Below are 10,137 nucleotides of genomic sequence, written 5' to 3' on the forward strand. Positions count from 1 at the left end.
GACTCCAGGGGCTTTTCGCTTCAACTTTCACTCCTCACATTTACATCATGTTACTAAGGACAGAGTTTGGGTATACACCTTATGACAGATATTGAAGTGGATCGGCGATCGCACTTACTCCAGGATAGGTTTGACCCTACTCAAAGCCTTGCAATATCTGGGTTTGAGTTTCTGGATCGACTTGCTGCCAAGCACGGTTAACCGCACCCAGAACTGCTAGCAAAGATGCCGTGACGATATTGGAATGGATGCCAACGCCGTAGAAAGAACCTGGTAAGCTGTCGCCAGCAACCTCAACATAAGCGATCGCAGACGCATTACTTCCCTGACTGAGGGAGTGTTCGTCGTAACGATCGATGCGAATGCCAAGATTTAGCGCCTTCAGAAATGCATCAATAGGGCCGTTACCTTTTCCGGTGAGCGAAATACGTTTCCCATCCATCTCTAGAGATACTGCGATCGCTTGTTCATCGCTGTCTGTTTCCGACAAGTGGTGAGAGAGGTACTTGAACGGCGATACTGCCTGCAAATATTCTTGCTCAAATAGTTTCCACAGGTCAGGTGCAGACATTTCCTGCCCGGAAGCATCCATTGCCCTTTGCACCACTTGGCTAAACTCGATTTGTAACCTGCGGGGCAATATCAGGCTGTAATCCCGTTCCAGCAAGAAAGTAATGCCACCCTTACCCGATTGGCTATTCACTCGAATCACCGATTCGTAGCTGCGTCCTACATCTGTTGGATCTAGTGGCAGATATGGAACTTCCCAAAGTGCATCCGATTTCTGTACCGCCAACCCTTTCTTGATCGCATCTTGGTGGGAACCAGAAAAGGCAGTAAATACCAAATCCCCAACATACGGATGGCGGGGATGAATTGGCAATTGCGTGCAATCCTCAACCGTTCTCGCCACCATATTGATATCCGAAAAATCCAAACCGGGATGGATGCCTTGGGTGTAGAGGTTCAGCGCCAGCGTCACCAGATCGACATTTCCCGTGCGTTCGCCATTGCCAAACAGACAGCCTTCAACTCGATCAGCACCTGCCATCTGCGCCAGTTCTGCTGCTGCAACGCCGCACCCGCGATCGTTATGGGGATGGACGCACAAAATTACGCTATCCCTCCGCGCCAAGTTACGATGCATCCACTCGACTTGATCTGCGAATACATTAGGCGTTGCCACTTCAACAGTTGCAGGCAAATTGATAATTGCCTTGTGCTGCGGCGTGGGTTGCCAAACATCCAAAACTGCATCGCAAATATCTTTGGCAAAATCCAGTTCAGTTGCGGTAAAGGTTTCTGGCGAGTATTGGAAATACCAATCAGTCTCCGGTTGCGCTGCGGCAAGTTCGTTCATCAATTGCGCTGCGGATGTTGCCATCTCGATAGTGCCCGCGCGATCGAGATTAAAGACGGTGCGGCGGAAGACTGGAGAGGTGGCGTTGTAAAGATGCACGATCGCTCGTTTTGCACCTTGCAATGCTTCAAAGGTACGACGGATTAGGTGTTCGCGGGCAGGGGTTAACACCTGAATTGTGACGTTATCGGGTATTAATTGCTGCTCGATCAGGCTGCGAACGAAATCAAAGTCAGTTTGTGAAGCGGAGGGAAATGCAACTTCGATTTCTTGAAACCCAATCTCGACTAAAAGCTTGAACAGACGTAACTTGCGTTCAACGTGCATCGGCTCGATTAGTGCCTGGTTGCCATCGCGCAAATCGGTACTGAGCCAGATGGGAGGATGGGTAATGGTTTTCGAGGGCCAAGTGCGGTCGGGTAAGTTAATTGGGGCAAATGAACAATATTTGGTTGCGGGATGCTTCAACACGATCGATGTTTCCTATATTTTTGGTGTTTGTGAGATGTTGTGGCGATCGCATTCGAGTTAAATAAGGAGTTGCCAGGTTGCGACGCAGACCAATCCTGACAACCCACCAAGAGTCGCAGTAACATCTCAAGTGCTGTATGAAGTCGCATAAGAATCTCCAAAAAATTGGTTAATGAATGGAAATGCCGCACTTGCCCGCGTAGGCAAGGAGGTTTAGGCTGGAAATGGAAAAAATCGATTTAAGTGGTAAAAAATTATTTGCGCGCAAGGCGCAGCAGCAGCCCTAGCCCTAGTAGTTGGCTAGTGGAGTTGTGTAGAAATTGCTGCCGTGTAAGCATGAGATGGAGACAATGAACTATGGATATATTAGCCCTAGACATTACAGGGGTCAATATTCAGATAGGCATACTTTGCCAATATAGCGCCAATTAACTTGCGATCGCACGGGGATTAAGTGGCGAATTTTTCTGAGGGATGCAGTTGCACGCCTAATTACTGGACTAAAGGGCGATCGCCTGAGAAACTAAAGGATCGATGGTTTGGGTAAAGCTTTCTCTCCTTCTGGCAGTTCTATCAAATGTACTTTCCCCTAAAGGCGGAAGATGGCTTTGCTATATGGATGCGAATATCCTGGCATCATGATTAATTATTCTTGTTTAAAGCAGGGGGAACTTAAGTAATGCGGTGTGTAATTAGTAGTCGTGCGGGGCAAGTTTTGGCAAAGGGTCGATTGATTCTTCACAAGTCCGATAATGGCGAATTGCGCTTGGATTTGCAAACTGATGGGGGTACATTGCTCCAGGGTGGAATAATTGACCCGGATGGGAATATGGAATCAGCAAGTCAAGTGTTATTTCGTCAGTTCTTTCAAGTCTGGGGTATGAGCGATTTGACCTTGAGTGTAACGCTCAAATAAGGCTTTAGTGTTATTTCGTCAGTTCTTTCAAGTCTGGGGTATGAGCGATTTGACCTTGAGTGTAACGCTCAAATAAGGCTTTATGTAATTAAATAGCACGGAACATTACTCAAGTTCGCGATACCGTGCTAGAAATCGCAATGGCATAAACTGTCCCCGGCGATCGCACGAACAAAGGCCAAAGATAAAAAGTGCGATCGCTCTCTATAAAGCAGGATTTTAGTCAGAAACAGATCTTAGGCTTCTTATTATTAACGCTAACTTTTGGAGAGCAGCGATCGCACTTTTTTAGTGAAGTTTGAGTTGTAAGCGATCGCCTACAACTCAACGGAAGTTACCCGCACACTTTTTTGACGCTGGGAAGCTTGCTAACCTCATCCCACCAAGTCCGCAGTTTAGGAGTTTGAGTAGTAATTACATCGAACTCTGGAGTCTGGGAAAGGTAAATAAAAATTGGTATGAGGTAGAAATCAGGAATACTCAGTTCGCTACCTAGCAGATAAGGGCTACCAACAGTTAGCGACTCAATCGCCTCTGCTGCTGTTTTTGCAGGTGCGACAGCATTTTTCACCTTATTCTCATCAGTTTTGCCACCCTGAGTCGGCACAATCACGCGCTGTATTACAATTGTCAAAATTGCATTTGGATAGAGGTAGCTATCAATAATTGCTATAATCTGGCGCATCCGTGCCCGCTCTAGGGGATTGGCCGGGCTAAACTTGTTATGTGCTACGACAGTATCGAGATAGTCGGTAATGGCACTCGTTTCATAAATCACTTCGCCATCAATTTCGAGGGTCGGAACCTTACCAAATGGATTCTTAGCCAGGTATTCTGCTGACTGATTTTCACCGTTGAAAATACCGATTTCTTTGAGAGCGTAGTCTGCGCTTGATTCTTCAAGCAGCAGCCGGACGGTACGGACATAAGTACTTACAGGAGTTCCGTAAACAGTAAGGTTCGCCATTGTTCTTAGATTCTTAATCAACAATCCAACATTAACAAGAATACTCTTTCTCCAAGCGCGATCGCATTCCTTCACTTGTCAACTAACCCAAGACTAATACAGGACTGCTTTCATTGCGCGATCGCTCAACTTGAATTACTAAATTCCTGCTACTTAGAGCATTTCAAGCAAAGCAAAACTTACTTAATTTGAGCCAAAGCTTGCTCATCGCCTAAATCTTGCAAGAATCTGTTTTTGTCGAATGTATATTCTTGACCCAGAAAATCTAGGATTTTTTCTGTATCATATTCGGCATTTTGCAAACAAGTTGAAGCCCCAGGAGAAGGCGTTATGTTAAACAAAATATTCTCCCCTACAATTTTAGCTTCTCCCATTTCTAGGCGCTTATTCTTGAGGTTAACAATTTGAGGTCTGATCCCTCCATACCCTTTTGCAAGCTGTAGATCGCTTAATTTTATTGAAGGAACAATTTTTTGAACTTCTTTTAAAAATAACCTCTTGCCTATTATAGGTATATCGTAAATATAGTTCTTCAGAATATATCTGAATATCACTTTGTCGGAAAGGATATTAAAGAAGCTCAAGAAAGCATTAACGCTAAGTCCAGCCGTTCGGAAATAATCAAAGATAGTAGCATAGTTACGCGCTTCCAACAAAAGACTAACCTTCGCAGTAGGGCCAAATCTAGTCTTACTTTGATCGTGAACCTCTGAATCTCCATGAATAGCTGCAAAAGGTATTTTTTTGAGTTGTACGGTATAGACTTTACCGTTTAAAACTCCTGGTGCCAGGTAAAAATTTCCAGCCACATCCAACAGCGCTAAATCTTTTCCATACCCTAGAGATTTGGCAAATAGTAAACTATAAGCTGCCGCTGTAAAAACAACAACCTTAGCAACCACAACTTCTTTATCGGTCTGAATCTTGTATAACTCTCCTTCTTTCTGGATACTCTTAACCTTTGTACTCATCCTTAAATCAATTCTTTCTTGAGCGCTAGCCATTGAATTCTTTAGAAAGGATTGAGCTAATTTCTGAAAGTCTATTGTGTACCCCTCTTCAGTAAATAAACCACTAATTTCTTCTTGAGGCGATCTATCTTTGACTAAATTAGGTTCAACTGCTTCTATCTCCTCTTTATTAATTAATTTCAGTTTTGGAAATAACGCTTTAAATTCTTTGTATCTTTGTCTAAGTTCTTCATTTTGTTCTTCTCCTATACCCAAAACCATTTTGTGATATTTGCTATAAATTTCTTGATGCGGGTCATTCCTCAAAATATAGTTTTTAACTAAGCTGGCAGCTTTGTTTACTTGCCGTGCTTTTTCCAAAGTGTAGTTAGTTTCTATATCCCCAAAATGAAGCGTTTGGCTGTTGCTAGTTTTATGAGAATTACCTAGAGCTACTTCTGGATGTTTCTCTATCAAAGCAATGCGTTTTATGTTAGTATAATTGCTCAAACTATATAGTAAAGCGGTTCCGGAGATTCCGCCTCCAACGATTGCTACTTCATAAATGCCCTTTTCGAGTTGCATATTATCTCCAAAATCTTAACAAAGAATACAAAATTTACTTTAAAAAGTTGTAGCTTCTTCTACAATCTATCTAGTATAGAGTAGATAGATTTAAAACATCTCTAAAAAACAAAAATCGAATACATCAAGAAAGTGTAGTGCTATCTGTATCGCAATTGACCAATCACCCACTATCATAATTGTTTTTATAATAACAAGTCTTTAAGGGAAAATTAACCACTCCACAGTTATAGTAGCGCTCCTTCGTGAGGTAGAAAAGTAGCAGTACGCTCCCAATGCTACCGATGTACGTTCGACACCAGACTAGCGATCGCGCCCAGTGTCAGATGAGATAATCTCAGGCATAGGAGTAAGCCAATTTGCGATCGCACCTTCTATGTTAGTTCTTCATCCGCTCTCAAATTTCATAGGCTGCAATTGTGCTGTCAGCGACTCATCTCCCAGCTATTACTATGAAGGGCGTTGTCCTCAAAGTGGCGAACTACTCAAACTGCCCCGCACTGCTTTGGTAGAGGCGATCGCTTATGGTTTGATGCAACACCTTGCAAAAGATGAGCGTTATTCCAGTGAGGGCAAGATGTATGGAATACTGCTCGTTGAACTGCCTGATGGCGAACAACGAGTACTTCAAGCATTCTCCGGTCTTTTGAACGGTAACAGTATTGTTGATGGTTGGGTGCCGCCAATTCCGGGACGAGATGAAGTTGCCTTAGAGGAAGCCCGCACTTTAGCCGAATTAGAAGCTATCAAACAAGAACTTATTAAGTTGAAACAACTTCCAGAACGGCAGCACTATGAAACGCGATCGCGCGAGTTCGATCGGCAGTTGCAACAAATGAGCGATCGTCATCGAGATTGCAAACAGCAACGACAGCAAAAACGTCAGCTATTGTGCGAAACCCTCTGTGAAGAAGCGCTAACTATTGCCCTCGAACAACTTGACGAAGAAAGCCGTCAGCATGGAATTGAGCGACGGCAACTCAAACGCCAGCAAAATCAGGTGTTGCAACCGCTAAAGCAGTTAATTGAAGAGACGGATGCACGGATGCGCGAACTGAAACAACGGCGTAAACAGTTATCCCGCCAACTGCAAGCTCAGATGCACGCCGCCTACAGCCTGACTAATTTTTCCGGGCAGTCTCTATCGTTGCAGCAATTGATGCCAGGAGGCTCCATGCCCACTGGTACGGGAGACTGTTGCGCCCCAAAGCTGCTACACTATGCGGCTAAACATAATTTAAAACCCCTGGCAATGGCAGAGTTTTGGTGGGGGTCATCCTCAGCCGATGGCGACAAAATTCAGGGAGAATTCTACGGAGCTTGTGCAGAACGCTGTCAGCCATTGATGGGGTTTCTGCTGTCGGGATTGAAACCTAACCCCCCAAACCCCTTCCCTTGCAGGGGAGAGGTTCCCATCCTTTACGAAGATGAATGGCTGATTGCCGTAAATAAACCCGCAGGCTTGCTATCGGTTCCCGGTCGTTACAGCGATCGCCAGGATAGCGTTATCAGTCGCCTGCGTAATCTTTTACCTGATGGCATGGCGCTTATGGCAGTGCATCGCTTGGATCGAGAAACTTCTGGTATTCTCCTGCTGGCACGCGATCGCTCATCTTATCGCCACGTTAGCCAGCAGTTTCAGCAGCGCCAAGTACGCAAGATTTATGAAGCGATACTTTCCGGTTTGGTGACAGTTGAGCAAGGTGCGATCTCGTTACCGCTATGGGGAGATCCTGAAAATCGCCCTTATCAAAAAGTTGACGAAGAACGCGGTAAACCCAGCTTGACTCGCTTCCAAGCGATCGCGACAGAAGGAGGCTGCACGAGAATAGAGTTTATGCCCCTAACAGGACGCACCCATCAGATCCGCGTTCACGCTGCTCATCCGCGAGGACTTGGGGTAACTATATTGGGCGATCGCCTCTATGGATGCCATGCCGTTGCCAATCGCTTACATCTGCACGCCAGGGAACTTTGCTTTCAGCACCCGCAATCTGGCCAAACCCTCCACCTACAAGCAAAGACACCATTTTGATGACATCCACCCCAACACCTTTATGTTAAGTAATGTAACACTTCTTGCCTTCGCCCCTTGAAATGCCAACGCTGTGTTAACTTAAGGAACAGGAACGAAATTCGGTTTTAGCGTTTGTTTTTAGTATTGACAGGCTTTTTCCTTTTGGTATTGACAGGCATTTCTCCGAAATCTCATCCTCTACACCTATTTGATTTTGGAGACAAAATATGTCTATTTATGTAGGCAATCTTTCTTACGACGTTAATCAAGAAGACCTGAGTGCAGTTTTTGCAGAATACGGTACTGTAAAGCGCGTTCAGCTTCCCACAGACCGCGAAACAGGTCGTCTGCGCGGCTTTGCTTTTGTGGAAATGAATGCTGAAGCTGAAGAAACGGCAGCCATTGAAGCCCTTGACGGTGCTGAGTGGATGGGCCGCGACATGAAAGTTAACAAAGCTAAGCCCCGCGAAGACAGAGGTTCTTTTGGCGGTGGTGGCGGTGGCGGTGGTGGCGGCGGTGGTCGTCGCAACGACGGCTTTTCTCGCCGCTACTAAGCTCTAAGACTAAGTAATTTTAGCTCCTTGGTAGTGGCTGATAGCATAGCATTTGCCGCTGCCTGAGCTTCATTAGTCTCAGTAGCCCATAATAATCTAACTAGAAAGGCTTAAGCATTGCTGCTTGAGCCTTTTCTATATGCTTGCAGTAACAAAAAGTGGCTGACCCTTCAAAAAGACCCGCGCAAAACACTGATTCCAAAACCAGACAAACCACCGCCAGAACCGATAGCAAGAGTTTTGCCATCAGGACTAAAAGCGATGCTGCTGGTGTATAAGCGACCAAGAGTTTGGTCGTTAATAGAAGCTTCAAAGAGAGTTTTAACTAGCGTTCCAGTCCGCAAATTCCACACCTTGACTGAATTATCCCAAGAAGTAGTAACAAGCTTCTGGCTATCGGCGCTAATCGAAATGGAACCGGAACCTGCTGGTATGGTGTGAAGCAATTGCTTTGTTCTCAGGTTCCATATTTTGATGGAATCGGCAACGCTAACAAGAGTCTGGCCATCGGGAGCGATCGCGATAGAACTAATTAGGCTAGTATGTCCTTCAAGAGTACCCAGCAGTTTTCCCGTCTTGATGTCCCATAGCTTAATGCTGGTGTCGTTAGTGGTATTTTTTTGCTCGACATTATCTCCACCGCCAGTAGCAAACAACTGCCCGTTTGGACTCAGAGCAATCGAGAAAGTTGGCGTTGATTGTGGATTGATGGTATGTAATAATTTGCCTGTTTTGATATTCCATACCAACACTTTCTTGTCATCACCGACACTTACTAAAGTTTGCCCATCTGGACTAATAGTAAGGTGAGTGACCTGTTGTGAATGCCCGTTCAAGGTGCGGAGAAGTTTGTTAGTTTTCAGGTTCCAGACCTTAATTGTTTTGTCATTAGCCTGTGCTTTACGGTCAACAGTAATTAAGGTTTGTGCATCAGGGGTAATGGCTACGACACCTGCGGCATATACTTTCTCATTCAGGGTACGCACCAGCTTACCTGTCTTGAGGTTCCACAGCTTGATAGCTTCACCAGGACTGTGGCTCACAAGAGTTTGACCATTAGCGCTGAATTTCAGAAAATTAACATCGTTTTTCTGTCCGCTTAAACTGTAGATTTGCTGATAGTCTCTTTTGGAGCTAGAGGCGGTTGGTGTGGTTGAGCTGGGTTGTGTTGGGGATTGTGCTTTTAATGGGAGTATATTGATTGCACCAGTGGAAATTGTTGCAATAATACCCAAAGCGATCGCGTTTTTCCAAGGCAATTGATTAAAATTCTTCATTAGATTGAAATAACTAGCGAATTGAACACTGATTAAGCTTGGTAAACAGAGCAGGCACGTAGTCGTAATAGCGATCGTCAGCAAGATAAATGACATCTGTGGTACAACTGCCACAACCAGGTTGGTTGAGTATGTCACTCATTAAGTTGGAGGAAGTTCCTCCCCAAGGAAACTGTCCGATTGGTGCGGCAGCAGTAAAGTTTAGTTCCGCATCCAATCGCCATTTGGTTCCAGATAACTCCATTGCAATAGGATTCTTTTCCGGTAGTGGTTGGCTTCTGCGCCATCCCACTGCCTGACCGAACTGTTCAACTCGTGCTTTCGGATTCTTTGTCCGGGAGGCAGTTTGCTGCCAGATGCGCTTTTGGGCGCTGTACCCAAAGCGTCCCTTACTAGCTTGGGACCAGAGGGTGTCTATGCTACGAAAATCCTCGCAGGGAAAGCGATTGAGCAGGGTTTTGCTGCCGTAGAGTAAGTCCGCACCCTGTCCTTGTAGTTGCTGCAATCGCTGGAAAATGGCGCGAGTCTCGACATCCGCACCCCGCCAGTCACCTGCGGCCAAAAGGCTTTTGAGGCGGCTGTAGTTGATGCGCCATTTGTTAAGAGAAGTGCTGGCGATAGCGAAGCACTGCTGCGAAGCGCAGATCGCATCGAAGGTGAAGGTTTTAACGATTTCCTGAAATACCTGTCGGATGGCATCGTTATTTTTTAGGTAGGCTCCTTTGAGGCGAAATACATAGCGACCGTCGGCACTGCTAAACAGCACGTTATCAGAGTCGTAGAGTCCAGTGGAAGTGTAGGCGATCGCTTTCTGTCCAGCAACGGTGAGGAAGCGATCGTCATTTCGGCTCAGTTCGCCTTTCCAGCTTGTCAAAGGCAATTTTTTGGAGTTGTTGTAGATGCTGATGCTGATGATAGGAGGGGTTTCAATACTTCTCGGTTAAGCTCTAAGCAGTGTTGAGAATGGAGAAGTTAAGATGTTCACATTGAGTTCCAGTTCCCCTATGAAATGGCTTTTTAGACGGGAACTTTGAGCGAGA

General features: G+C 45.4%; 8 protein-coding genes. 3 read left to right on the forward strand and 5 right to left on the reverse strand.

Annotated elements, in window-relative coordinates; translation table 11 throughout:
* Window positions 1–136: 136 nt before the first annotated feature.
* Window positions 137–1,831 carry a 2-isopropylmalate synthase gene (leuA, locus tag H6F77_RS04295; RefSeq protein ID WP_190485698.1) on the reverse strand — a complete coding sequence of 565 codons (1,695 nt, stop codon included), beginning with the start codon at window positions 1,829–1,831 and terminating at the stop codon, window positions 137–139.
* Window positions 1,832–2,510: 679 nt separating this feature from the next.
* On the opposite strand from leuA, the gene H6F77_RS04300 reads away from it, so the two are divergent.
* Window positions 2,511–2,747, forward strand: coding sequence for a hypothetical protein (locus H6F77_RS04300; RefSeq protein ID WP_190485700.1), 237 nt, complete (start codon window positions 2,511–2,513; stop codon window positions 2,745–2,747).
* Between the two features lie 334 nt (window positions 2,748–3,081).
* Here the strand turns inward: H6F77_RS04300 and H6F77_RS04305 are convergent, their stop codons facing one another.
* Both H6F77_RS04305 and H6F77_RS04310 read right to left on the reverse strand, forming a co-directional pair.
* Window positions 3,082–3,714 (reverse strand): glutathione S-transferase family protein, encoded by a 633-nt coding sequence (locus H6F77_RS04305; protein ID WP_190485702.1) that lies wholly within the window; start codon window positions 3,712–3,714, stop codon window positions 3,082–3,084.
* Window positions 3,715–3,893: 179 nt separating this feature from the next.
* A complete protein-coding gene (locus H6F77_RS04310) occupies window positions 3,894–5,249 on the reverse strand; it encodes an FAD-dependent oxidoreductase (RefSeq protein ID WP_190485704.1) in 1,356 nt (451 codons plus the stop codon).
* Between the two features lie 319 nt (window positions 5,250–5,568).
* Between H6F77_RS04310 and H6F77_RS04315 the strand changes: the two genes are divergently transcribed.
* Window positions 5,569–7,284 (forward strand): RluA family pseudouridine synthase, encoded by a 1,716-nt coding sequence (locus tag H6F77_RS04315; protein ID WP_309228798.1) that lies wholly within the window; start codon window positions 5,569–5,571, stop codon window positions 7,282–7,284.
* A gap of 209 nt (window positions 7,285–7,493) precedes the next feature.
* Window positions 7,494–7,820, forward strand: coding sequence for an RNA-binding regulator (gene rbp / locus H6F77_RS04320; RefSeq protein ID WP_190485706.1), 327 nt, complete (start codon window positions 7,494–7,496; stop codon window positions 7,818–7,820).
* 170 nt (window positions 7,821–7,990) lie between these two features.
* On the opposite strand, the gene H6F77_RS04325 is transcribed toward rbp, so the two are convergent.
* Window positions 7,991–9,097, reverse strand: a complete 1,107-nt coding sequence (locus H6F77_RS04325) for a WD40 repeat domain-containing protein (protein ID WP_190485708.1) — start codon at window positions 9,095–9,097, stop codon at window positions 7,991–7,993.
* Window positions 9,098–9,110: 13 nt separating this feature from the next.
* Window positions 9,111–9,971 carry a GUN4 domain-containing protein gene (locus H6F77_RS04330; RefSeq protein ID WP_190485710.1) on the reverse strand — a complete coding sequence of 287 codons (861 nt, stop codon included), beginning with the start codon at window positions 9,969–9,971 and terminating at the stop codon, window positions 9,111–9,113.
* Window positions 9,972–10,137: the final 166 nt, after the last annotated feature.

This window comes from Microcoleus sp. FACHB-831 (genome assembly GCF_014695585.1).
Classification (GTDB): Bacteria; Cyanobacteriota; Cyanobacteriia; order Cyanobacteriales; family FACHB-T130; genus FACHB-831.